The following is a 22,786-nucleotide window of genomic DNA, read 5'->3' as shown; positions in this document are numbered from 1 at the left end:
CATCCTTAGCGATGTGTTTGTTGTAGTCCTTTATTAAGCTTTTGGCTGAAAGCTGAGCGCTGATAGCTACTTCATGAATCAGCTCTAATTGTTTTAGATGATTTACCGTGAAAATGAATTCCTAAAAACACGTCGTATAAAAAACTCCAAAAGTTTTTTGGTTTTAGAAGTCCCAATGTTTGCTCACAACCTTTTTCATCTAAAAGAGGCTTAGTTGCATAGTAAGCAGGTTGATAGTTATACCAGGGAATAGATGGCCATAGATGATGAATCAAATGGTAATTCTGTCCCATGATTAATACATTGAGAATCGCATTAGGATAAACCCTGGCATTTTTCCAGCGATCGCGTTCTTGATGAGGGCGATGAGGCAAGTAATCAAAAAATAATCCCAACGCTAGCCCGACTATTGCAGTTGGGATAAACCAGAAGTTGAGAACGTAACCTAAAAAGTCATACTTGCAGGAAGCATAGACAATACTTATGACAATTAATCGGCTGATAAACCACTCCAACAACTCATACTTTCGCCACAGCCGTCGTTTGAAAAAGAAGATTTCATGATACAGAAAACGCACAAAAATTAGCCAGAGAGGGCCACCTGTTGAAACATAATGGTCAGGGTCATTCTCTGGGTCGTTGACATGAGCATGGTGCTGCAAATGGACTCGCGTGAACACTGGAAACGCAAAACCCAGCATCAGCGCACTGCCATGCCCCATCACGGCATTCATTATCCGATTGCGATGAGCAGCATTGTGGCAAGCATCGTGAATCACTGTTCCTGCCATGTGTATAGCGAGAACATTTATACAAAAGCAGCACCAATCAACCCAGTGCCAGAGCCAGTAACCACAATTAGAGATGACGAGTAACGCGATCGCTACTAGAAACATGAGTAGCGTTGGATTGAACTCATCGGGAGGCCCCAGAAACTCCTTGGGAACTGTTAGCGGCTTCTCTGCCTCCAACATTGTTGTCTTTGCTCCTTCTTCAATCAATGTTATTTGTAGTATACTATACAATCACTGAATTATAAAGTTTTGTGAATATGAATGCGTTTAATCATAAAATCACTAATTAATAAACAAAAGATTTTGAGGCAAAGGCGGCTTATTTCTGGGCTAGCTAGCCTTTAATGAAATGCTTTATTGTGGTTACTGAAGTTTTGCGATCGCACCCCTCTCTACTAATATCTGTCCCGTCAACAAATCTTTCACCGTCACTAATAATACCCGCTGTTCTGATACCGTAAACATTACCTTAATTCGGTCTACGCCTGTTTCCCCCGGTGGTTCTAGATGCGCCACACAAACTTCACTTTGAGTCCCACCCATTGAGCGAAAGCAAGATTGTTGATTGAGGAAACTACTCGTCATCCTACCTTGAGCATCGTAGGTTACCTCAGCGGCTGAGACATCTGCCACTTCCCCAATATCCAAACGTATCTCCCGTTGTCCATTGATAGCTACTTGCAGCGTTAGGGGTTCAGCGCGAGAACAAGGATAGCGCCTTCCTTTTTCAAATAGCGTGAAATAGGAATATTGTCGGGTATAAGGTTCCCACAAACGAATGGCATAACTGTGTCGTAGATAGTCCTCTACTTCAACTAACTCTCCTAAAGCTAAGGCTCCGTAAGCAACAGCTTCAAAAGGCTTGTTTAACTTAACTTTATTCCGTCCAAAGTAAGTATTCACCAACTGCTGAACAGCCGGAATCTGACAACTCCCTCCCACAAGAAGTACCTGTTCAATATCCACTTTACTAATACCCTTTGAGATGGCACGAGCTAAGACTTCATCTATTGCTTGTCGTAGTTCTTCTAATAACTGACTTTCTTCCAGAATTTCTGCTAATTCATGTTGTGTGAGATGCAAATCGTGAGCAAAAAAGTTCTCATCGTCAAACCAGCTTTCAGTTGCTTCGATTGCATTTGAAAGTCGGATTTTTAGCTTTTCTGCTAGTTCTAGCAAATTCTGCCAACCTATTTCTTTTACCTCTTCCCGTGAAGAATTGATTTGCCTTAGGTAATGCTCGACAATCCAGACATCAATATCCACGCCACCGATATAAGCATCAGACTTCGCTAGCACTTCAGCGCGTAAAACCTTCTTTGTATTATCAGCAGCCACCGTCCGAATTAGACTTAGATCCAGCGTCCCGCCGCCAAAATCTACGACCAAAACAACAGAACCAGGACGTTTTACTGCATAACCTAAAGCTGCTGCTGTAGACTCATCCACCAGTTGAACATTTGGCAGACCCAATGAATCTGCGAAGTCACGGAACCAATCAAGATATCGCTCAAAAGCACCAACAGGTACAGTAAAAATGGTGCGAGTGACTGGTGCTTGTTGTAGTACCTGTTGCCAAATCTGTTTTAAAAAGAGTTCACAAATTGTTTCGGCTGTGTAGAGTGTGCCATCTAGTTGACGTGGGGGTGGGCGGTAATCGGCAACTAAGTCCCGTTTAAAAGCTTGAAACAATCGCTCAGGCTGAGTAAATCCGAGACGTTGCGATCGCACTTGTTCGCCAATTACTAATTGATTGGGTTCCTGAACAAATACCAAACTCGGCACGACATTCACCTGATCTGCCCCTGTTTCAAATCGGCGTGATTGATTAAACTTCAGAGTTCTTGGTATCTTCGTCACAGGGTCAGTGGTACAAACAACAGTGTTGCTCGTTCCGAAGTCGATCGCAATAACTGTCATTTGACGCCTCCTGGTAGCGTCCGACTGACTTTCGCAGGACAGAGTATCCGTTCTCCTTCCTTGTATCCGATAAACCGAATATAAACTAACTCTCCAACTTCAATATCACTAACATCTGCTTGATGTAATTGAGGATTGTAGGGAACTTGCTCCCAAGCTTGACCAATCCGTTCATAACCCCAAGTTTCGATGAGATTATCGAGAGGCGTGAATAGCGAAACGATGTTTTTAGCAGGGAGATCGGGTTTCACGTTTATAGAAGCGCGAAGACTGGGATAGTTGGTGAGTAAAGTCTGCAATTGAGAGAATATTGAGTGTTGAAACTCGGTGGTTAATTCACGGCTTAGGTTTTGCAACTCTTGGCGTAGTTGCAAACACTCACGCCGCAGGAGTTCCGTTTCTGACACCTGTTTCCTGGAATTCGTCTTGAATCCACCCAATTCCAAGAGTTCTTCTATCGTCCAGTCCAAAGCAGTGGCAAGCTTAGTCAGATCTTTGAGCTTGAGTAATGATAGCTCTCCACGCCGGACTTGGCGTAGGTGTGTGGACGTTAAACCAGATTTTTGCTGTAAATCTAGAAAGCTACTGATTCCCAGCTGCTTGAGTCGCTCTTTGAGGAGTTGGTCATATTTCAGAGGAGACACTTGAGCGTTTTCTGAGAGTGAATAAATGTACAGCAGCACCAAAAAAAGACCCCCTAAAACCAGTAACGTTCCAAAGCTGGGCACTGGTACCTTGAGGCTGTCAATCATTGTGTTACCTGCTACATCTGGTTAAGAGAAATATCTTCTGATGTGGTGAGGTTTTCTTCCTCTGCGTAATACTCTGGCAATAGCTCTTGATTGGATACTTCCCCTAACGCCTGTTCAATGCCCTTTGTGGTATCGGTACAACTCGCGCCTGTGGCGTTAATGACAGTTTCAAGGATTTTGCCGTCTTTTCCGATACGATACTCAACTTGTTGGTACTCAGCCATAAAGTTACTAGAGAAGTTCAATGCAATGGTTAATCTGATGGTAACTGTTTGAGGGGATTATAAAAGGTCAGAAGGTTTCTCAGTTCCATGAAATAGGCGATTCTCTATGGGGTAGCTGCGCTTCACGTTTTTTGGTTGTGCCAACCGCAACTGAAGCTAAGTGCCACACTGCTTTACTGAAGCTGGGTTACAGCTTGCCGAAATAACTCTGCGCGGTAAGACTCGTGACTTCTGCCGAAAGAGTGTTGTTAAACTGAGATTGCCTAAGGCGAGGCTGTTTTAAATGACTATTAGCAAAAGTCAATTTTACATCTCAAGAGAAGATTATCTAGAGGGAGAACGAGTCAGCCCCATCAAACATGAGTATAGGCGTGGACAAGTCTATGCAATGGTAGGGGCAAAGAAACCTCATATTGTTATTGCTGGCAACTTAGTCACCCTGTTTAATAATCATCTGGATAACACCCCCTGCCTCGTTCTCAGTTCCGATATTAAAATCAGACTTGAGGAAGCCGACTGCTATTACTATCCTGATCTCGCGGTAACGTGTGATGAGCGAGATACAAACTCTATAGAGGATTTCATTCTCTATCCCATTTTGGTAATTGAGATGCTATCTCCCTCAACAGCAGCGTTTGACAGAGGGGAAAAATTTGCTGACTATCAAACGTCGCCATCCTTACGGGAATATGTATTAATTAATCAATCTCAGATGAGCCTTGAGTGTTTTCGCCTTTCTGAGTCAGGGAGTTGGGTTTCTCAAACCTATGGACAAGGAGAGGAAGTCTACTTCGCTAGCATAGATTTTCGCTGCGATATTGCCTCTATCTATCGCAAAGTCCCTGGTATTCAGAATGCTGATGCCTGAAGGTATAAGGAATATTGCTTGCACAGTAAGCTTTTTAACCTTTTTTAACTGGATAGTTATTTCCGCCGTGCTGCACTAGTGATGAAGAAAATTAATGAGAGTTCATACAAATGTATACATCTCACCTTTATGAAACAGATTTTTATGGCTGGACTCAAGAGCAGGTAACGCTGCTCAAAGCTCAGCAGTGGGATCGATTAGACACGATCAACCTGATTGAGGAGATTGAATCGTTGGGCAGGAAAGAGCGACAAGAACTGAGAAATCGACTAGGAGTGTTGTTAGGACACCTTCTGAAGTGGCAATTTCAACCTGACAAACGTAGCAATAGCTGGTTGAGTACAATTCGAGAGCAACGGGTTCAGATTCGGTTACTTTTGCAGGATAGCCCTAGTTTGAAGCCTTATCTCGATGAGGTTTTCCTCGCCACTTACGAACTCGGCTTAGCTCTGGGGATTCGAGAGACTCAGTTGGGCGAACAGGTTTTTCCAGAAGAATGTCCCTACACTCCAGAGCAAGTTATGAATCCTGAATTCCTACCGGAATCGAATCAGGTTGATGATTAAGGAGCGCGATCGCTCTTTACTGATGCCAATCATAAATACTCCTCTAATTTTTATTCATTGTTTGCTTACTAAAAAAAAGCTAGTCATTATTTGCCACCTCTTCTTTATTAGTGAAGATAATTTTCCTAACACCAAAACCCTTTATAGTCTTATAGCCTGAAGAAATTTCTTCTTTAGTAAACGGGATAATAAATTCGGATATAATCTGAATCTTAGGGGTTGTTACGGCTGCAAAATCATTCCAATGATTAACATATGTAAAATCTTCCGGATATTGAAGCTGAACCTCTGAGACTCCATGCATCAACTTCAAAGTTGATTGAATGTTTGAAATAGAAATTGATGCTAGCATTAGCCGTAAGGCAATATCTTTTGGATTCCAGTTTCGGCAATGTTCTTTAAAATAGATGTGATGTTTCTCGCTCCCAATCTTTTCGTTAACTAGGAAGCTTGAACCAAATTGACTATCAGACACTACCTCCATTTTGTCTGCTGGTGGAGGTACGTCTGGTTTATCTAAAAGACCAACACTAAACTTGAAGCCCCCTGAGCGCACCCTTAGCCCGTGCTTTATGCTGTTGTACTCTTGACTATGTTCCTTATCTAGAAAATCCTGAGCAAAATTAGACCAGAGTTGAGCAAAACCTGCCTCCACTGAGGATTTTTGTGCCTCGTTTTCAAAAGGACACTGCTGAAATATAAATGCACAAATAGAAGACCAAGAGGGTGATTCACCCCCTAACAAGGAACGTATCGGCTTTTTGGTGTGAATCTTTTCAACGAGTTGACGAAGCTCATCATTCTTATAGGCATTAATCCAAGCCGGTACACACCAAGGAGCTTGAATAGCAGCACAGATAAGAGCAAACAGAGTTTCAAGAGCTTGAGAATAGGCTGTCCGAAGTGCGAGAGCAGCATATTGTGACTCTTTATCAGTAGATTTGTCTCCCTGGTTTAGAGTCTGCAAATGGACATTCACTATGTAATCAAAATAGCCTGAGTCAATATTTTCAAGAAATTTTAATGTTTTTTGTCTTATATCCTTATCCCAAATACAAAGCGGTCGTTCATCTACAAGAAAGAACCGATGTTGAAGGTTTAAGACATTTGAAGCCAATTCGTTTGGTTCGGGAATGCGCCATTTTGCCTTGGCAAAAAACTCCTCTGATAACGGTGCAATATCAGAGGTATCAATATCCTCATCGGTCATGGCATCGACCCTAGCCCAATCGGTTTTTGAGGTATTGCTCATAGCGTTTTCGTTCATGAGATAGTGCCTTTCGCAGTGAGATGATGCGAATTGTTTCGTCATCAGGCTCAGTGTATACAACAACTACGACTCGTCCATTTAGTAGCCCAATGCCAATCCATCGATCTTCGCCATAGTCTTCTCGCTCATCAAGGGCGACCAGCATTGGTAGATCGAAGATACGAGGGGCATCAGCGAAATTAAAACCATGTTTAGCAATGTTAATCTCGTTCTTTCGCTCGTCCCACTCAAAATTCGTCGCCTCAATCTAACATACCTCATGACTTAGTATCCCCTCTAATCGAAACTGCTTACTATCGGCGTGGCGATGGCAGTAAATTAAGTATTTGTCTGCTAGTCTTGCGAGTGATTTCATTAATATCAGTTCGTTGGTCTTCTGAAAGATTCTGAACCTCGTTTAATCCCTCAACTATTCCAGCACCTCTACGTCTAGCAGACTTGTATTGATTCTGTTGTTCTGGACTAAGCAAGGCTTCGATCTGAGCCACTGCTGCTGCTTGAATTTGATTGATTCGAGCCTGTTGTTGCTGAAGCGGAGATGGAGGTTGTGGGGGACGTGGGGGTTGAGGTAGTTGAGCTAAAGCAGTGCTTGGAGTTGCCAAGAGGATGGCAGCGACAACGAGCCGGGTGCAATTTCGTTTCAGCATAGGTTTCTTGAAGTAAGGCTGTTGAAATCTATCCTACCCAAGAGGTGACGATTATCTTAGCTCGTTAATGTGCGATCGCCTTTGATACTGGGTTCACGCGATCGCTACATCAACCATTCCGACCCTCTGCGCTGTTCTCTATTTCACGACGAATTTGCTCCAATGACCAGCCACAGAAGCCAAGGGAGGGAACCTAAGTGGTTTAGGAAGCTTGGTTCGATTGGCTCTGTGTTGGACTAAACTCTGTGCAAACCCCGGCTGGATCGACTTGAAGATTAAACAAAGCGCTATCTTCACACTGACAGCTTCCCTGACCGAAAAACTGGCATACAGCACAACAATCTTGTCCTGATGCGATCGCTTGTTGTCTTGCTTTTTGTCTGACTAGACTTTGTTGTGTTAGAGGAATCAGTCTGAGCGCTATCCCATCCCACTTGGCGAGGACTGTACCACTCGCTGCAAATATCTGCCAACGAGGGTCAGTCTCTACAATATCTTCTGGAATGCGTAACCACGCTCCCTCTACTTCCGCTTCTATTTCAACTTCAAACTCTTGTGGCTGTTCAATCTTAGTAATTTGCGTCGCACTTAAATGATTCGGTGCTTGACCATATTCCACTTCTTCTCCCACACAGGGGATATGAATGTAGTGCTTAGACCGTAAATCCCCACTTTTGGCAAGTTCATGCAAGGCTTGACCACTACCATGAACTAAAATCAAGTGCTTGGGATTGACCTTGTTAATCACTTGGGTCAAACCTATTTTGTCAGCATGAGCTGAAAGATTAAAGCGCTCAATCCGTGCTTTTACGGTAATCTCTTTACCATCTAATTCAACAGTATCGCCAGTTTGGAGACCTTGTAGCATTCGCCCAGGAGACTCTTCATCGGTGTAACCCGAAATAAAGATTGCTGCATTTTCTCTCTCTAGCAGCACTCCCGCATAATACACACTAGGGCCACCTGTGAGCATTCCTGAACTCGCAACTATCACACTTGGATGGGCAAGTGCTAAGGGTCTTTCTTTATGAGAGCCAATTGGAATAATTGGCGGATTAGGATTTTCATTAAAGAATGGTTCCTCTTGTTTTGCAAAGTTTTGTACTGAAAATGGTAGCAGTTCTAAATTATCTCGAAACGTATCCGTAATTGCCCGTACTAAACCATCGACATAGATAGGAATTTTGAGTTTTTTGAATAAAGCACTCGTCCGAATTGCGAGTAAGATTTCTTGGGCGCGTCCCAAGGCAAAACTGGGTAAAAGAACATTTCCTCCAGCTTCAACAACAGATGCGATCGCATTCATCAATGCTGTTTCTTGATTCCTTCTTGCTGGGTGTGTATCTGCCCCATAAGTAGACTCAGTAATTAGCATCTGCGCTTGAGGCAAATCCGCAAGTTTTAATCCTTCAGTCGTCCTACTAGAGGTTGTATTGTAGTCCCCGGTATACAACAGACTCCTCTCTCCATACTGGAGATAAATACAAGCCGCTCCCACAATATGACCTGCATTGATAAATTGCACCTTTAACCCCGGCAAGGGTTCAAAGTAGGAGCCAATCGGTTTTGTCTCCAAACGAAACAGCGTTCGTTGCAGCTCATTCTCATTAAATAACTCATTTGCATCCTCATTTCTCTGTTGAACTTTCAGACAGTCAGTTAACATTACATGAGCAATTTCACGAGTACCAGGAGTACAAATCATTGGCACTGCTGGATAGCGGCTGTGAAAGACTGGAACAGCCCCTAAATGGTCTTGATGAGCATGAGTAATGAGGAGAAGATCTGGATTTTTGAGGTGTTCTAGTGCTGGTAATGGGTCATAGCCTTTTGGTCTTGTACCGCAGTCCAGAACAACTTCATAAGGTCCGATGAAAACTTGAAAACAACTTGCGCCAATGCCACGAGCAGCACCTAACGGTTTAACAATTAAACGTTCTGTTACATCGTTACTAATCGGTGTGTTACTAGACAACTCATGGCTTTGGTTTTCTATATGTAATGGGTACTGGTAAACACTAGTCTGTAAGCTGAAGTGCCTAACAGTAACTCTTGCTCGATGTCCACTCTCACTTGCCGCTTCCCACTCCCAACCCTTTGAGCGACGTTTAGGTGCGAGAAGTTTCCAGCTATCTACACCTGTTTCTTGCTGTAAGGCGAAAAGAGCTTCTTTTGTTGGCAAGGAGATGTTCGGTAAAACTGTAGTAACAACACTTTGAGGGGGAATATTCTGGTTGTTTGAGGGAACCTTATGCTCTTTTACTGCTTTGGCAGGTGCTTGGTTAGCAGTGACACTGACTTGACTAGGCTCAATAGGATTATTAGCAGTGGCACTGACTTGACTAGCCTCAATAGGATTAGCTGTTTTAACTTTGAGAGTATTTCCGTCTCGTGTAAACACGATTTGCCATAACTGACCAATCTTCATCCGAGGGTCAGGTGATAGCAGGTTGACTTTTAGAGTTTTTTCTCCGGGACGGGGGATTTTGAGTTGCAGGTGACGTTTACCTACTTGCACAACTCTCCCAAGCGCCTCGCCTATTTCGGAATCTTCACTCGCTTCATCTAGCAAGCTGAGGTTTGCAATTACTCCTGTAGAATCTGTACTCGGAATAACTGACCAGAGTCCTTGACTCGCTGGTGGATTGGCTTGAGTTTTTACAATTAATTTTGTTGAGTCAGAACAAATAAGGTAGGTAACATCTTCTACTTTTTCTATAGAGCCATTTATTGTTAATTTAAAATAAAAAGTTACGGTGTCATCCATTGGAACTTTCAGGAATTATAGTTAGCAATATGGTATCGCACTCAATACCTATACAAAGCTATAGCACCAGAAGCCTTGCGATCGCATCTCAAGAGAAAAAGAGATAGCGGTCTCCTGGAGAGATGAGATGCAGCGCCAGCGGTGTGGAAACTAGACCAAAGCAAGGAAAATAAACAAGCTGATAGCTGATAGCTGACAGCTTTCTGCTCTTAAACACGTCTGATTTGACACCAAAATCGGCAAAATAGGGAATCATTAGACTCAGGAGATATACGCGATCGCACTTGACTGGGATGGATTCTACTGCCGATTTGCCTGCTGAACTGACGACTGTTGACCGGATACCTGTGGTGCAGACTGTTGACCTAAGAAAGGTCTATCGCACTGGATTTTGGCTCAATCAAAAAATTGAGTCCCTGAAAAATTGTACCCTTACCGTCTATCAGGGAGAAACCTTCGGCTTACTCGGCCCCAACGGAGCTGGAAAAACAACGCTACTGAAGACACTTCTCGGAATAGTACGCCCAACATCAGGACGAGCCTGGTTACTAGGGAGTCCAATCGGCAACATTAAAGTCAAACAACGAATCGGCTACTTGCCAGAAAACCCCTACTTTTACGACTATCTCACGGGCTGGGAGTTTTTGCAGTTTATCGCTGGGCTATTTGAAATCCCATCTGAAGTACAAAAGCAGCGTATCCCGATGCTGTTTGATTTAGTGGGGTTATCCCAATCAGCGGCTCGTAAAAAGCAGATGCGACAGTATTCTAAAGGGATGCTTCAGAGGGTTGGGATGGCACAAGCCTTGATTAATGACCCGGAAGTCGTGTTTTTCGATGAGCCGATGTCAGGGCTTGACCCGATGGGACGCTACCAGATTCGGGAGATTATTCTCTCACTCAAAGCGCAAGGCAAGACGATTTTCTTCAATAGTCATGTGCTGTCGGATGTCGAGAAAATCTGCGATCGCGTTGCTATCCTTGCTGAGGGAGAATTAATTTGTATCGGCTCCCTCGATGAACTACTTGGCACTTCTGAGATTTACTATGTCAAAGGTCAAGGTGGCAACTTAGAGATTATCAAACGCTGGGTAAAAGACTTCAACTTTGATTCAGGTTACTGGTACGGTAAGCTGCAAGGCGACCCCCAAGAGTTTCTTGCAACACTCCGCCTCACGGGTGGTCAAATCATTGCCATGAACCTCACACGTACTTCGTTAGAAGAGTTTTTTGTGCAGCAGTTGCGGCAACGGGGAATCACATCCAGCCATTAACTACAACTCCAACCTTTGAAAGATGCTTGTTAAATCTTCTATTTGTAACTCTTAACAAGACACACATTTTCAAAGAGACAAAACCCTATGGCTGATATCGTTGAGACTGCCATCAATGCAGGTTCATTCAACACACTGGTCAAGGCGGTTGAGGCTGCCGATTTAGTTGATTTCTTAAAAACTCCTGGTCCCTATACTGTCTTTGCACCTGTTGATGAGGCATTTGAAAGACTGCCAGAAGGCACATTAGATGAATTGTTACAGGACATCCCAAAGCTCAAGAAGATTTTGACGTATCACGTTGTCTTTGGTGATGTCAGAAGTGATAACCTGCTTGAAATTGAGGAAGCCGAAACCGTTGAAGGTTCAATTATTGCCGTTGATACCTCCAACGGCTACAAGGTAAATCAAGCCTTAGTTATTACACCAGATATCCTCACCGACAATGGTGTAATCCACGTTATTGATTCGATCCTGATGCCAGCCGTGCTGGAATTCCAAACACTCTAAACGTCTAGTTGCACTCTTCTTTAGGGTAATCGGAGGTATCAAGATAATTGATGCCTCCGATTTTTTTGCTAAGGTATCAATTAGCTGAACCAAGGATGCAACCTGAGCGCGGTGGCAGTTCTAGGGACAAGTAGTTGGATTCTCCTTCTGTCTTCCACTCTGCCGCTGCGCTACCATACAACATCTGGCTCGGCTGAGACTGTAGACCCGTTACCTGAAAGTTCACAGGCACGGCTGCTGTCCCGATGTTGACGGCAACTATCAGTTCCTCACCGCCTAAAATTCGAGCAAAGACATAAACCGTTCCTTCTGCAAACAGAACTTGGTAACGACCTGTCCGAAGTGCGGGGTAAGCATGACGTAAGGCAATCAGCTTGCGGTGGTACTCTAGGACATCACGCTCCCAGTTAGCTTCCATGGGAAAGCCGCGACGGGAGTCTGGATCGAGGCGACCCGGTAAGCCTACCTCATCGCCATAGTAGATGCTGGGCGCACCGGGAAAGGTTAAGAGTAGCAGCGTTGCTAACTCGACACTGGCTTTATCACCTCCAGCAATTGAAAGCAGCCGCGCTGTGTCGTGACTAGCGAGGAGGTTTAGCTGGGTTAGCTGAATTTCCCAAAGGTAGAGATCCAACAAGTACTGGATTTTTGCCCCATACTCAGCCGCAAATAGGGGTGGATAGGGTTGATAGGAGCGGTCTTGCACTTGTTCCATATCTACCCTGTCGCCTGCGGTAAATGCGATCGTTGGTGCGGTAAAGAGATAATTCATCACCCCATCAAACTGGGTACCATCCAACCACTCTCGCGAATCTTCCCAAACTTCCCCAACAATGTAAGCTTCGGGGTTGATGGCTTTAACGCGATCGCGAAACTCCTGCCAAAACCCTGGCGTTCTAATCTCAAACGGCACATCCAAACGCCAACCATCAATACCAAATTTAATCCAGTGTTCGGCAATCTCCATAATGTATTCCCGCACTTCTGGATTGTCATGATTAAATACGGGCAACGCTCGATTATCCGCCCAGCCAACATAGTTAGCAGGAAAATCTCCGTTGTACGCAGACAGCGGCCAGCCTTCAATTTTGAACCAATCTACCCAAGGTGAATGGGGACCGTTTTCCAGCACATCATGGAAAAAGAAGAAGCCGCGACTGGAATGGTTAAACACTCCATCCAAGACAACTTTGATGTCCCGTTCGTGACACGCCTCTAGCAAATCCCTAAAAGCCGCATTCCCGCCCAACATCGGATCGACTTGGTAGTAATCGTGAGTGTGATAGCGGTGATTGCTGGCGGATTGAAAAATGGGAGTGAAGTAAATCGCATTAACTCCCAACTCCTGCAAGTAATCTAGCTGCTCCACTACACCCCACAAATCGCCGCCTTTGTAGCCTTGGAGCGTTGGCATTTCATCCCAAGCTTCCCAGGAAGCATTCTTTAAAAGTAGCTTTCGTGGCTGCTGGCTGCGAGCAAAGCGATCTGGAAAAATTTGATAAAAAACAGCGTGCTTAACCCAATCTGGAGTTTGAATCTGCATAGATGAGTCCCTAGCTTTCCCTCACTAAGGTACAGATACGAGAAGTTTTCTGACTCAAACTTCTGGTAGAAAATCCTCGTTGAGGTATGGCTGATTCAATTCAAACCAACTTACTTATCTAGGACTTACGCACAAGCACAATATTTTGTAGGGGCGCACAGCTGTGCGCCCCTACAATTGGTGGTTCAAAGGTAGATTTGTCTAAGTCCTGTTATCTAGATGTTCCATAGGAAGAGTACCCATCAGGGTAATGTCAAGGCTTACCCAATTTTCCAAAATAATATAGAACAGATAGAAACTTAGGTCAATCACTTACTAATTAACTCAGTTTCGATCGCATCAGCTTTCTAGCTTGGTTGGTGAATAAAATCTGAGAAGATAAAATTAAGCGTCATTAGAGATACAGTATTCAATCAAATCCTGTGCAGTCTGTTGAACGAATAGGCGCAATATTGTTTTTGCACAGAATTACAAGGGAGGTCAGATATGCAACATGAAAAAATTTCTGCGGGACTGCTAGTTGCCCTACAAGACTACGAAGCAGAAGGACGAGTCGGGATAATTCCCCATACGCGATCGCTAGGGCTAATCTCCACCGTAGGTAGTCCGAAGCCAGCGCGAACTGTAGTCTTTATCTACTGTGATGAAGATGCAGACCTTGGTCATCTGGAACAGCATGGTATCCACGTCAACCAGTCTACAGGCAGAATCCGCACAGCAATTTTGCCAATCCAGAGTTTAGACCCCTTATCAGAAGACCCTGCTGTGCAACGCATTAAGCCATCGCGCTACTTGCAGAAGCGGATGGACGTTGCACCAGAGAAAGTCAATCTACCGCAGTTTCGGGAAGCAAGCGGACTGACGGGACAGGGAGTCGTCATCGGGATTGTCGATACTGGCATTGACCCCAACTACCCTGGATTCCAAGGACGGATTTTGCGAATTTGGGATCAAGCGCTACCGGGTTCAGGTGTGCTGGAGGGAGACTACGGCATTGAATTAACAGGAACGCAACTCACAACCTCTCGCGATACAGACGGTCACGGCACCCACGTTGCGGGGATTGCGGGTGCTGCCGATCCTACCTATGGTGGAGTTGCACCACAGGCAGAATATGTCATCGTCAAGACCGACTTTCAGGACGCTCACATTGCCGACGGGGTTCGCTATATCTTCCGAGTCGCTAGTGAATTGGGACGACCAGCCGTTGTGAATCTTAGCCTAGGTGGACACGCCGATGCTCATGATGGCAGCGATTCACTCTCACAAATTATTGATGCTGAGTCTGGGCCAGGACGAATTGTGTGCTGTGCAGCAGGCAACGAAGGCAACGACAATATTCATGCTCAAACTACCGTATCTAGCGGAATGCGTACTATACGCTTTCGTGTGCCAGATAATTTGGTCGGAATCGCTTGGTTAAATGGTTGGTACTCCGGAGATAACTCCTTTGAAGTGTCAGTGCGTAGTCCTGGCGGCTTCGTGACACCGTTTCAAGGGGTAATCACTGAAGGCAATCCAGCACAAGAGTATACTCTGGCAGATGCACGAGTGCAAATTGTGACACCAGGTCCTGACCCAGCCAATGGCGACCATAACTTCTTTGTTCAAATCCGGGGTACTGGACGGCAATCAGTTAAGGGAGGCGTGTGGCAACTGCGAGTCCGTAATGCTTCTTCAAATGAGGGACGGCTGGACGTGTGGACACTGGACGATCGCTCTGCTGTATTCTTCACTGGCGTAAGTGTACAAGACTCAGTGAAAATTGGTTCACCTGGAGCCTCGAACACTGCCATTACTGTTGCATCCTACACAACAAAAGTGAAGTGGACGGATATCGATGGTAATCCTCAAGAAGTTGGGTTGGAGTTGGATAACATTTCTGACTTCAGCAGCGAAGGCCCTCTGCGTAATGATGTCCAGAAGCCGGATGTCGCTGCACCTGGGGCGATGATTGTTTCTGCGTTGAGTGCTGATTCGGTTCCAGATCCCTCAAATCGGGTGGATGAACAGTATCTGGTTTTAGCGGGTACAAGTATGGCTTCGCCATTCATCGCTGGTCTTGTTGCACTGCTGCTAGAACGTGACCCGAACCTCGATCCTGATACAGTGAAGGCATTGCTGCGGGAAAATAGTTTGATTCCCGATCAGCCAGCCGGAACCTTCGACATAAAATGGGGCTTTGGGTTGATTAATACGGCTGGGTTATAAATTTATAGATTACTTGGTTGAGAGCTTTTCTGAAAGCCTTTCCCCATAGGTCTATACAAGCATTGAGGGCGCAAGGTTTTGCGCCCCTACTGTATTCTGAGGCGAAAATTTCGCGATGAATTATCAGAAACTAGATGCCGCACTGGCAATGGCGCTGAATGACGTTCAAAATCCTGAAGAACGGTGTTTGGTCGTCTTCATTCACACGGAACCAGTGCCAGATGCGATCGCAACCGCTTTTTTAGAAAGTTTAGGTGTTAGGGTTACGAGTGGGCGAGATATCTTTACAGCCACGTTGTCTGTTAATGCAATATCAGAGTTGTCTGATCAACCTTGGGTGCAGTACCTTAAGCTATCTCAGAGGTTGCGTCCGTTGGAACGGAGGTGAGGAACAGGAAATTTATATTAATTGGAACAGGCAAGATGCCCGTTCCACAATAACTAGAGCAAGCATCAATTGGTTAATTGAGATGCACAAAAGGCTATTGATTTGTTGGAAGCTTGCACTTTACCTGTATTTCTAAATTACTTTCAGCCGTGCCTTCAGTGATGTAAGGAATTCCCGCTTTACCACCTAGCTTTAACCCAAATTTAAGCGTTACTTCTTCAATTTCTGCTGCACCAAAATCCTTAAAAGCGTTGAGGGCATACTTGGTATACCCTCGAATCATGTGTCGAGCTTGCTGCATTTTTATAATTGCATCGTTGGATGGAAATCCGTAAGACTCATCATCGTCATCATCTTGAGGACTTTGCGCTACTGGCGGCATTGTCGGAGTCGATTTTGATTCGACGTAAACCTCGTAACTTTCACCGTCCTCTTCTAGCAATAGCCGTTGTACTTCTGCCATAATCGCTGCCTTAGTTAAGTTTTTCGTGTGTTTTGCGTAATATTCCAGGCAATCCCGGAAATCTTTAGATATCCTAGTGTTTGCCTAAAATGGCTAGGGTGCCAATCATCAAGGTTTCGCAATAGTAATATCAATTCTCATAAATGGCTCGTTACGCTCTCGTTGTTGGCATCTCCCAGTATTGCAGTCCCCTGAAAAGTTTAGAGAAGACAGCTACAGATGCGGAAGCTGTCGCACAGGTTTTGGAAGAATATGGCGACTTTGTGGAGGTGAAACGTCTTCCCTCACGGCGCAACCCACAGACTCAGAAACGCGAAATGGTGGCGAAGGCAGTTACGGGGGCTGAACTTGGACAAGCCTTACAAACACTACTACTAGAGCAAGCGTGTCAGAACGAGGCGCTAATCTACTTTACAGGGCATGGTATTACTGTGCCAGGTAACTTGGGTCAGCCGAGGGGGTATTTAGCGACTTCTGATTGTGAGATTGAAGCGGAAGGACAGCAGATAATTAACCAAAAGCACGGAATTGCCTTTGATGATCTCAATGATCTGATTAGTAAGTCTGAGCTGAGCAGTCTAGTTGTTTTATTAGATTGCTGCCACAGTGGTCATTTTCTGGAACGTAATCTGATTGAGCGCACCTTCAGAACCTTCAGTACACAAAAAGATTACTATTTGATTACAGCAGGTCGAAGTTTTCAACCTGTTTATGCTCGAAGAAATGAGCCACACAGCGTTTTCACTGGCGCACTGCTACAGGGACTCGCGGCAGAAAATGCTGATAGCGAACGGCGAGTGAGTGGCGATCGCTTATTTGATCATATTAGTCGAGAACTCCGAGGCAGTGAGCAAGAACCACTGCGTTTGGGATGGGGAAAGTCCCTTACCTTAGTTACTCATCCTCCCTTGGTAGTTCCTCCTACCGCTGACGTTCCTGGAACTACTGCCGTTAATCGAGAAAATCCTTATCTAGGATTACGTGCTTTTGACTCTGGACAAGCAGATTATTTCTTCGGACGAATTTTAGCAGTCCGAGCGTTGTTAGATCGGCTAAACAGTAGTCGTTTCTTGGGGGTGATTGGTTCTTCTGGTTGTGGTAAGTCTTCTTTAGTGAAAGCAGGATTACTGCCAGCACTGAAATGTAATTACATTCCGGGTAGTAGTCAGTGGATTGTTGAGTCGTTCACTCCTGGTACACGTCCTCTTGAATCACTACAGAAAGCTCTAGAACGACAGCGACAAAATCAACCACTTGTAGTGTTTATCGACCAGTTTGAGGAAGTCTTTACTCTCTGCGAAGATGAGACAGAACGGCGAGAGTTTATCTGTCGAATAACACAGGAAGCTACAAATTCTGACCGACTTACGCGAGTAATTGTAGCGATGCGAGGAGATTTTTTAGATCGTTGCGCGGCTTATCAAGAAGCCGCAGTCCTAATAAACCGGACGCAACCTACAACCTACTTTGTAACGCCGTTCACGCTTCCCGAATTAGAGGAAGTGATTGAAAAGCCAGCAGAGAAGCATGGTGTTACGCTTGAGCGAGGATTGGTGCCACAGATTATTGCAGATGTAATGAACCAACCGGGGGGCTTACCACTACTGCAATATGCTCTCGCTGAGTTATGGCGAGTCTGCATTACAGAATCTCCTCCCAACTCTCAACTTACCTGCAAAGGTTATGAACAGATTCGTGGTGTCAAGGGTGCGTTAGAAAAACGAGCGAATGATCTTTATCAAAATCTTGCTCCGGCAGACAAAGTATTTGTACGTCGTCTGTTTCTTGCACTAGTGCAACTTGGTGAAGCTAAAGAAGTGACGCGCCGCCGTGCTACTTGGCAAGAGTTGGAAGTAAGCGCTGATTCCCAAGAACAACTAATACGGGTAACGCGGCAACTAGCGAGTCAAGAGCAACGCTTGATTATCACGGATGAAAAAACGGTAGAAGTTGCTCATGAAGCACTGCTATTAGAGTGGGGGCAACTGAAAGAGTGGATTGAGCAAGATCGGGAAAATCTTCGTCTCAGTCGCCGCTTAGAGGCGGAGTGTAAGGAATGGCAAAGGAATGATTGCTCAGATGGGTTGCTACTAACAGATGCATGGCTGGCTGCGATCGCGGATTGGGTAAAAAAGACTCAACCTAGACTTTCCCCGTTGGAGCAAGAGTTCTTAGGGAAAAGTTTGGAAAAGCGCGATCAGAAGAAACAAGCCGAATTAGACCAAGAACGCCAACTGCGAAAAGCAGCAGAAGCTAAAGCTCGATTTACGCTTGCAGCAGGGATACTTGCAACCCTCACTTTTGGCTTTGGATTCGTAGCCAAACTACAGGAAGAACGAGCAATTAGGGGAGAAGCTTTTGCGGCTGGTGCCTTGGTTTCAAATGCAGTAAACCTTTATGAAAGTCAGAATCAGCTTGACTCACTAATAGAAAGTATAAAAGCACTCACTGCTTTGGGAAAAATTGGTGAAGCAACTCCCGAACAAATAAAAGAACTTCAATCAGTAATCTATAAAATACAAGAGAGAAATCGAGTTAAACATGATAGCAAAGTTTATGGAATAAGTTTTGGTGATAGTGGAGAAACTTTTGTTTCTGCTGGTGACAACAAAATTATTAAATTATGGAGTTTAGAAGGAAAGCTTCTAGATACAAGCAGTATTCAACAAGACAAAATTTATGATGTTAGATTTGGGACTGATGGTAAATTAGCTTCCGCCAGTTTTGATGGAACTGTAAAAATTTGGAAAGTTGAGCAGAATAAACTGATAGACACTCAACTTTCCACAAAAGTCTCAGAATCTGCTTATGGCATTGCTTTTAATCCTAAAAATTCTAATATTCTTGCTATTTCTGATGCTAAAGGAATGGTGAAAATATGGGATACAAATAAGACGGGTATGAATATCGTTGAAGAGATTGATGCCAGAAAATATATAAAAAAAGAGAATCTTAAAAATCTTAAAGGCTATGGAGTTTATAGTTTAGATTTTAGTCCAGATGGAGAAATAATTGCTTATGGTTATGAAGAGGGCGGAGTCTATATTTGGAATTGGAAAACTGGCAAACCTCCTCGCCTAATTGGTGAACATAAAACAGTTATCAATAAAGTTAGATTTAGTCCTGATGGACTCACTCTTGCTTCTGCCAGTCACGATGGCACGATACAGCTATGGAACGCAGAAAAAAACTACGCACTCAAAGGGCAAATTAAAGCTTATGAAAAATATATATTAGGGTTAGCATTTAGCCATAATAGCCAGAAATTGGCTTCTTCTAGCCTTAATGAACCAATTAAAGTCTGGGATTTGAGGCAAACTGAAGAACGTTATAAAATAGGTCAGCCGTTTCTAAGCAATGACCCAATGACTATTGCAGGATATAATTTATCAGTTAGACAAATAGAGTTTCATCCCAAAAATCAGAACCTAATTTTGTCTGCAAGTGATGATACAACGGCAAGGCTTTGGGATTGGAACTATAACAACTCGAATGATAAAGCCTCTCAAGATAGTGAAACCTTGTTAAGGGATAGTTGCAAAGCCGTATGGGATTACGCGAAAACCAATTCTAATCTAAAAGAAGTAAAGGATACTTGTTATAAATACAATAACTCTATGTGATATCGCATTTCTCCGAGTCATGAGGTACACATGATTTTACTATCCAATTTTAAATACGAGAAGAGGGATATAGACTTTATTACTAATAGGAGTTTGACATTTTCAACCCCTTTAAGGGGTTGAAAAGCTCTCTAGGCAGGGAAAAGACATCAATGGTCTAAAAATGCCTAAAACCATTGTGACTATTAGAAATATTAGATTGATGCACATTCGAGTTGAAAGGACTTCTCTATCTGAGTTTGAAGCTATTTTTGCGTCATTTTTTTGTCTAAGTCTCACTAGAGGTATTAGGAGTGCAGTCACAACCCCTTGTTCCAGGCGTACAATCGCAAGCTTCTAAAAGACCATCAGAACTGACTGCCAAACCAAAGCTTTCTGAAGCAACCCACTCACTCTTAACCAGTGACCACCAATCAATAGCTAAACGGTTCAATACATAATCATAGGGAAGCCAGCCATAACCGTCTTTGCCCCATTTTTGTCCCCAAGAATTTCTGATGCGGAAAGCACCTGGAGTTCTGGAACCTCTAATCAGTTTTTTATCGTCATAACCAACCGCAACAACGGCATGACCACCTACCATTTTCTCATCCTTAGCCGGGTAGGGAATTTTACCTGATTTTTCTGTCTTTTCAGAGAACAGCGAACTGTAAGCTGTAAAGCCAAACATCGGAGGGAAGCCAGCCGCCAAAGCGATTCTAATCCGAACTAGTATTTGCTCAGGTGAAAGATTAAATCGGTCAATATTAAAGTAGTTAATGGCTTGATAATTTTGGGCGTAAGCATAGGAGAAGTTTGAAGGCTCTTCGTCAAATGCATCAACATTATAAGGAAAGGCTTCCTCTGGAGGTATCCCAAAAAGTACCATTGCCCTCATTGTGTAACGAATAGATGCGCCACTATCTCCTGTTAGCTGCATCAATCTTCGGGTAGTTTTATAAAGAAAAAGCGGAGAGGCATCAATATATTCTCCAAATGCTCGCCGCTGAAAATATTCCACTAATGCAACACCTGCGTGTGCTGTGCATGAATTAAGTCTTCCTTGCTTCTCAACGGGGGAAAAAAATCCCCTTAAATCCACAGACTTTGGGAGATATAAATCATCTGAAATTTCTGAATCGCCGAAAGGTTGGTAATATTGGTTGGAGTTTGCAGAAGCTTTTAGAGGTAATACTAAATAGGGTTCCTGACGGCTTATTTTTCGTTGATTTTTATGTGTAGGTGTTTGTAATAATTGGATTGCTCTGTTCAATATTGGTGAGTTGTCATCCTCTGCAAAAGTTGCTCTTTTGAGTTGGATTACTTCTTGAGTTGATGGTGTTCCCTGATTTTGCAGTTTTTGAACTGCGGTTTCTATGGAGTAATCTCTAAAGTCAGGACGACTTGGCAACCACCCCATCTGATGCTTTTGCATTCCTATCTCACTATCTTCTATTTATAAAATTTAATCGAGTAAGTTCTCTTGAAGTAAGGTAATCTACTGATTGCCAAACACTACAAGGGAAGGGCTATCTGTTCCGGATAGCTTAGCAAGTCTTTAGAATGACGAGTTTTGCCATGCCATAAATATGAGCTACATTCATATAGCAGCTTTTCACAATAAGAGAATTGAAAAATGCGATCGCACAACTTTCCCAACTCAATAAAGCACTAATCGCCTAATCAAGCCTAAGTGCCAAAATTAGCTGTTGATGATTTGTATGCATAAATCACAACAGCTATAAGAATTCTTAAGAAAAGTTTTATATTTCAGTAATTCTGCTCTGCCTCTTGTGGCTTAGTCCAGAGCATCTTTATACTAAAGGTTTCACTCGAACGGTAGAGGGAGCAACGACTTCTTACCAAGTAAACTGTGGAATCAAACGATAATATACCGTTTACTAACGTCGCATCATGTTGTCCTGTCAGAACCCTGTTTTACGTGTTCTTGTTGTTGATGACCACGAATTAACACGCTTCAGTCTTAAGTTAGCGCTTTCTAACCAGAGGGACATTGAGCTGGTTGGTCTGGCAAGCAACGGGAAAGAAGCGATCGCAATGGTTGAGCGCTATCGTCCTGATGTCGTCATCCTCGATTTACAAATGCCTGTAATGGATGGCTTAAGCGCTTCTACTCACATCAAAGGCATTAACCCAAATACTCAAATCATTGCCTACTCTTCAGTGGATGACCCCCAGATTGAGGTCATGAGCCAAACGGCTAGGGTTGATTTCTTCTGTAAGAAAGACACTGCCACCAAAGATTTAATCAACATCGTCAAGGAAGTAGGTAGCCGCAGTCCTCAATCCCTTGACGGAAATAACAACCAAAGCTACACCGGACAATAAAAATTGCCGCTCTAGCAAAAGAAGTGTAAGAGCGGCAATTTTGAGCAGCTACAGTTAGCTAGCTCCTGTTGTTTCCGGGAAAGTACGCTTGAATTCCTCAATTAGGTCATCTAGCTCTTCCAGCGCCTGATTGACATCAATTCTTAGTGTGCCTAAATCTGGCTTTTCCAAAAGCTGCACTAGAGATTCCCGATGGCTTTCGATCAGGGCAATCCGTTCTTTAAGTGTTTGTGGGTCCATCATTGGCTTACGTTACCTTTCTTTATATCTAGATACTGACAAGACTAGCGCAGGAAAGGCGGACGTTTCGGGTTTGTAGGCTTGTTTTTGATAACTTCTGAGATAAATCGCTTCAGTGCTTTATCACGATTTTTCATAAAAGCAGCCCAGAAGCCTGGTTGAAACTCATCCATGGTCTTGGCTAACGCCCAAACATCTACAGCCAAAATGTTATACAGAGTTTCATCCTCCTGCTTCAGAGAATTGAGCTGGTCGAGGATGGTGCTACTTTTTTCTGTAGCGTGCTGGCGTTCTTCCTTAATCATATTGAAGACTGGGCTAGGGATAAAGGATGGCAGATAAATACAACTATAGGCTAGACACTTCAGAAGTCACCCACAGCCAACGATAATGAATCT

General features: G+C 43.9%; 21 protein-coding genes. 8 read left to right on the top strand and 13 right to left on the bottom strand.

Annotated features, from left to right (window positions below; translation table 11 throughout):
• Positions 1-71 precede the first annotated feature (71 nt).
• From crtR to H6F98_RS20175, 4 genes are all read right to left on the bottom strand, one after another.
• Complete coding sequence (gene crtR / locus H6F98_RS20190; RefSeq protein ID WP_192220484.1) at positions 72-974, bottom strand: beta-carotene hydroxylase; 903 nt, start codon at positions 972-974, stop codon at positions 72-74.
• 183 nt (positions 975-1,157) lie between these two features.
• On the bottom strand, positions 1,158-2,714 hold the full coding sequence (locus H6F98_RS20185; RefSeq protein ID WP_192220483.1) for an Hsp70 family protein: 1,557 nt from the start codon (positions 2,712-2,714) through the stop codon (positions 1,158-1,160).
• Positions 2,711-3,466 (bottom strand): nucleotide exchange factor GrpE, encoded by a 756-nt coding sequence (locus H6F98_RS20180; protein WP_192220482.1) that lies wholly within the window; start codon positions 3,464-3,466, stop codon positions 2,711-2,713. The genes H6F98_RS20185 and H6F98_RS20180 overlap by 4 nt, the downstream gene beginning before the upstream one ends.
• Positions 3,467-3,477: 11 nt before the next feature.
• Positions 3,478-3,690 (bottom strand): DUF2997 domain-containing protein, encoded by a 213-nt coding sequence (locus tag H6F98_RS20175; protein ID WP_192220481.1) that lies wholly within the window; start codon positions 3,688-3,690, stop codon positions 3,478-3,480.
• A gap of 283 nt (positions 3,691-3,973) precedes the next feature.
• On the opposite strand from H6F98_RS20175, the gene H6F98_RS20170 reads away from it, so the two are divergent.
• Positions 3,974-4,558: a Uma2 family endonuclease gene (locus H6F98_RS20170; protein ID WP_192220480.1), complete on the top strand. Its 585-nt coding sequence runs from the start codon at positions 3,974-3,976 to the stop codon at positions 4,556-4,558.
• A gap of 110 nt (positions 4,559-4,668) precedes the next feature.
• The gene (locus tag H6F98_RS20165) at positions 4,669-5,124 is read left to right on the top strand and encodes a DUF29 domain-containing protein (protein WP_192220479.1); all 456 of its coding nucleotides are present in this window, start codon (positions 4,669-4,671) and stop codon (positions 5,122-5,124) included.
• A gap of 79 nt (positions 5,125-5,203) precedes the next feature.
• Here H6F98_RS20165 and H6F98_RS20160 read toward each other — a convergent pair whose 3' ends face one another.
• The 4 genes from H6F98_RS20160 to H6F98_RS20145 all read right to left on the bottom strand — a co-directional run bounded on the left by H6F98_RS20160 (position 5,204) and on the right by H6F98_RS20145 (position 9,808).
• Complete coding sequence (locus H6F98_RS20160) at positions 5,204-6,391, bottom strand: hypothetical protein (protein WP_192220719.1); 1,188 nt, start codon at positions 6,389-6,391, stop codon at positions 5,204-5,206.
• Positions 6,345-6,593: a BrnT family toxin gene (locus H6F98_RS20155; protein WP_313929912.1), complete on the bottom strand. Its 249-nt coding sequence runs from the start codon at positions 6,591-6,593 to the stop codon at positions 6,345-6,347. Before H6F98_RS20155 ends, H6F98_RS20160 begins: the two co-directional genes overlap by 47 nt.
• Positions 6,594-6,687: 94 nt before the next feature.
• Positions 6,688-7,041 carry a hypothetical protein gene (locus H6F98_RS20150; RefSeq protein ID WP_192220478.1) on the bottom strand — a complete coding sequence of 118 codons (354 nt, stop codon included), beginning with the start codon at positions 7,039-7,041 and terminating at the stop codon, positions 6,688-6,690.
• 202 nt (positions 7,042-7,243) lie between these two features.
• Positions 7,244-9,808, bottom strand: a complete 2,565-nt coding sequence (locus tag H6F98_RS20145; protein WP_192220477.1) for an MBL fold metallo-hydrolase — start codon at positions 9,806-9,808, stop codon at positions 7,244-7,246.
• Positions 9,809-10,101: 293 nt separating this feature from the next.
• On the opposite strand from H6F98_RS20145, the gene H6F98_RS20140 reads away from it, so the two are divergent.
• Both H6F98_RS20140 and H6F98_RS20135 read left to right on the top strand, forming a co-directional pair.
• Positions 10,102-11,082: an ABC transporter ATP-binding protein gene (locus H6F98_RS20140; protein WP_192220476.1), complete on the top strand. Its 981-nt coding sequence runs from the start codon at positions 10,102-10,104 to the stop codon at positions 11,080-11,082.
• An 87-nt stretch (positions 11,083-11,169) separates the two neighbouring features.
• A complete protein-coding gene (locus H6F98_RS20135) occupies positions 11,170-11,592 on the top strand; it encodes a fasciclin domain-containing protein (protein WP_192220475.1) in 423 nt (140 codons plus the stop codon).
• A 76-nt stretch (positions 11,593-11,668) separates the two neighbouring features.
• Here H6F98_RS20135 and H6F98_RS20130 read toward each other — a convergent pair whose 3' ends face one another.
• Entirely contained in the window at positions 11,669-13,135 is a 1,467-nt protein-coding gene (locus H6F98_RS20130; RefSeq protein ID WP_192220474.1) for a glycoside hydrolase family 13 protein, read from the bottom strand.
• A 486-nt stretch (positions 13,136-13,621) separates the two neighbouring features.
• Between H6F98_RS20130 and H6F98_RS20125 the strand changes: the two genes are divergently transcribed.
• Both H6F98_RS20125 and H6F98_RS20120 read left to right on the top strand, forming a co-directional pair.
• Positions 13,622-15,346, top strand: coding sequence for a S8 family peptidase (locus H6F98_RS20125; RefSeq protein ID WP_192220473.1), 1,725 nt, complete (start codon positions 13,622-13,624; stop codon positions 15,344-15,346).
• 115 nt (positions 15,347-15,461) lie between these two features.
• Positions 15,462-15,734: a hypothetical protein gene (locus tag H6F98_RS20120; RefSeq protein WP_192220472.1), complete on the top strand. Its 273-nt coding sequence runs from the start codon at positions 15,462-15,464 to the stop codon at positions 15,732-15,734.
• A 94-nt stretch (positions 15,735-15,828) separates the two neighbouring features.
• Here the strand turns inward: H6F98_RS20120 and H6F98_RS20115 are convergent, their stop codons facing one another.
• On the bottom strand, positions 15,829-16,197 hold the full coding sequence (locus H6F98_RS20115) for a CU044_2847 family protein (protein ID WP_192220471.1): 369 nt from the start codon (positions 16,195-16,197) through the stop codon (positions 15,829-15,831).
• Positions 16,198-16,340: 143 nt separating this feature from the next.
• On the opposite strand from H6F98_RS20115, the gene H6F98_RS20110 reads away from it, so the two are divergent.
• Positions 16,341-19,820 carry a caspase family protein gene (locus H6F98_RS20110; RefSeq protein ID WP_192220470.1) on the top strand — a complete coding sequence of 1,160 codons (3,480 nt, stop codon included), beginning with the start codon at positions 16,341-16,343 and terminating at the stop codon, positions 19,818-19,820.
• A gap of 268 nt (positions 19,821-20,088) precedes the next feature.
• Here H6F98_RS20110 and H6F98_RS20105 read toward each other — a convergent pair whose 3' ends face one another.
• On the bottom strand, positions 20,089-21,234 hold the full coding sequence (locus H6F98_RS20105; protein WP_199348709.1) for a C1 family peptidase: 1,146 nt from the start codon (positions 21,232-21,234) through the stop codon (positions 20,089-20,091).
• A gap of 479 nt (positions 21,235-21,713) precedes the next feature.
• Here H6F98_RS20105 and H6F98_RS20100 point away from each other — a divergent pair, with 479 nt between their 5' ends.
• Positions 21,714-22,148: a response regulator transcription factor gene (locus H6F98_RS20100; protein ID WP_192220469.1), complete on the top strand. Its 435-nt coding sequence runs from the start codon at positions 21,714-21,716 to the stop codon at positions 22,146-22,148.
• Positions 22,149-22,202: 54 nt separating this feature from the next.
• On the opposite strand, the gene H6F98_RS20095 is transcribed toward H6F98_RS20100, so the two are convergent.
• Both H6F98_RS20095 and H6F98_RS20090 read right to left on the bottom strand, forming a co-directional pair.
• Complete coding sequence (locus tag H6F98_RS20095) at positions 22,203-22,388, bottom strand: hypothetical protein (RefSeq protein WP_192220702.1); 186 nt, start codon at positions 22,386-22,388, stop codon at positions 22,203-22,205.
• A 44-nt stretch (positions 22,389-22,432) separates the two neighbouring features.
• The gene (locus H6F98_RS20090; RefSeq protein WP_192220468.1) at positions 22,433-22,693 is read right to left on the bottom strand and encodes a hypothetical protein; all 261 of its coding nucleotides are present in this window, start codon (positions 22,691-22,693) and stop codon (positions 22,433-22,435) included.
• Positions 22,694-22,786: the final 93 nt, after the last annotated feature.

Source organism: Microcoleus sp. FACHB-SPT15, assembly GCF_014849525.1.
GTDB classification, from domain to species: domain Bacteria; phylum Cyanobacteriota; class Cyanobacteriia; order Cyanobacteriales; family Coleofasciculaceae; genus Symplocastrum; species Symplocastrum torsivum.
This window is presented reverse-complemented; position numbering and strand designations above follow the sequence as displayed.

Excerpts from the sequence above, each read along its gene's own strand:
- H6F98_RS20115 (WP_192220471.1), bottom strand. The coding sequence starts at position 16,197 with ATGGCAGAAGTACAACGGCTATTGCTAGAAGAGGACGGTGAAAGTTAC.
- H6F98_RS20175 (WP_192220481.1), bottom strand. The coding sequence starts at position 3,690 with ATGGCTGAGTACCAACAAGTTGAGTATCGTATCGGAAAAGACGGCAAA.
- H6F98_RS20105 (WP_199348709.1), bottom strand. The coding sequence starts at position 21,234 with ATGCAAAAGCATCAGATGGGGTGGTTGCCAAGTCGTCCTGACTTTAGA.
- H6F98_RS20185 (WP_192220483.1), bottom strand. The coding sequence starts at position 2,714 with ATGACAGTTATTGCGATCGACTTCGGAACGAGCAACACTGTTGTTTGT.
- H6F98_RS20160 (WP_192220719.1), bottom strand. The coding sequence starts at position 6,391 with ATGAACGAAAACGCTATGAGCAATACCTCAAAAACCGATTGGGCTAGG.
- H6F98_RS20145 (WP_192220477.1), bottom strand. The coding sequence starts at position 9,808 with ATGGATGACACCGTAACTTTTTATTTTAAATTAACAATAAATGGCTCT.
- H6F98_RS20100 (WP_192220469.1), top strand. The coding sequence starts at position 21,714 with ATGTTGTCCTGTCAGAACCCTGTTTTACGTGTTCTTGTTGTTGATGAC.
- crtR (WP_192220484.1), bottom strand. The coding sequence starts at position 974 with ATGTTGGAGGCAGAGAAGCCGCTAACAGTTCCCAAGGAGTTTCTGGGG.
- H6F98_RS20110 (WP_192220470.1), top strand. The coding sequence starts at position 16,341 with ATGGCTCGTTACGCTCTCGTTGTTGGCATCTCCCAGTATTGCAGTCCC.
- H6F98_RS20125 (WP_192220473.1), top strand. The coding sequence starts at position 13,622 with ATGCAACATGAAAAAATTTCTGCGGGACTGCTAGTTGCCCTACAAGAC.
- H6F98_RS20150 (WP_192220478.1), bottom strand. The coding sequence starts at position 7,041 with ATGCTGAAACGAAATTGCACCCGGCTCGTTGTCGCTGCCATCCTCTTG.
- H6F98_RS20120 (WP_192220472.1), top strand. The coding sequence starts at position 15,462 with ATGAATTATCAGAAACTAGATGCCGCACTGGCAATGGCGCTGAATGAC.
- H6F98_RS20140 (WP_192220476.1), top strand. The coding sequence starts at position 10,102 with ATGGATTCTACTGCCGATTTGCCTGCTGAACTGACGACTGTTGACCGG.
- H6F98_RS20095 (WP_192220702.1), bottom strand. The coding sequence starts at position 22,388 with ATGGACCCACAAACACTTAAAGAACGGATTGCCCTGATCGAAAGCCAT.
- H6F98_RS20090 (WP_192220468.1), bottom strand. The coding sequence starts at position 22,693 with ATGATTAAGGAAGAACGCCAGCACGCTACAGAAAAAAGTAGCACCATC.
- H6F98_RS20135 (WP_192220475.1), top strand. The coding sequence starts at position 11,170 with ATGGCTGATATCGTTGAGACTGCCATCAATGCAGGTTCATTCAACACA.
- H6F98_RS20170 (WP_192220480.1), top strand. The coding sequence starts at position 3,974 with ATGACTATTAGCAAAAGTCAATTTTACATCTCAAGAGAAGATTATCTA.
- H6F98_RS20165 (WP_192220479.1), top strand. The coding sequence starts at position 4,669 with ATGTATACATCTCACCTTTATGAAACAGATTTTTATGGCTGGACTCAA.
- H6F98_RS20130 (WP_192220474.1), bottom strand. The coding sequence starts at position 13,135 with ATGCAGATTCAAACTCCAGATTGGGTTAAGCACGCTGTTTTTTATCAA.
- H6F98_RS20180 (WP_192220482.1), bottom strand. The coding sequence starts at position 3,466 with ATGATTGACAGCCTCAAGGTACCAGTGCCCAGCTTTGGAACGTTACTG.